This is a genomic window from Pseudomonas sp. P20, assembly GCF_016463925.1.
In the GTDB taxonomy this organism is placed as follows: Bacteria; Pseudomonadota; Gammaproteobacteria; order Pseudomonadales; family Pseudomonadaceae; genus Pseudomonas; species Pseudomonas aeruginosa.
In genome coordinates this window covers 2,173-2,586 of sequence record NZ_JAEMVM010000021.1, presented here as the reverse complement: position 1 = coordinate 2,586, position 414 = coordinate 2,173, and the positions used below count along the sequence as shown (strand labels likewise).

Sequence of the window (414 nt, the reverse complement as noted above, 5' to 3'; positions counted from 1 at the left end):
CCGATGGCAGCGAGAAGCCACAGCTGGCGATCGACAGCTCGGCGCTGGGCGGGATGTACGCCGGGGCGATCCGCCTGGTCGGCACCGAGCAGGGCGTGGGGGTGAAGCTGGCCGGCGACATGGCCGCCAGCGGCGGCGACATCCGCATCGACGCCAGCGGCAAGCTGAGTCTGGCCCAGGCCTCCAGCCAGGGCGACCTGAAGATCGCGGCCCAGGCCGTGGAGCTGAATGGCAAGACCTACGCCGGCGGCAGCGCCGAGATCCGCAGCGCGGAGGAACTGGTCAACCGGCAGAGCCTGGCGGCGCGCGAACGCATCGCGCTGGACGCCGCGCGCCTCGACAACGCCGGGGTGATCGAAGCCGGCGTCGAGCCAGACGAGCGGCGCAACGCCCGCGGCGACCTCGAGCTGCGCA

Annotated in this window: 1 protein-coding gene; it reads left to right on the top strand. The window is 72.9% G+C overall.

What is annotated here, in order from left to right:
* Positions 1-414: hypothetical protein (locus JHD77_RS33305; protein ID WP_199509164.1), on the top strand; the 414-nt coding region annotated here is incomplete at both ends.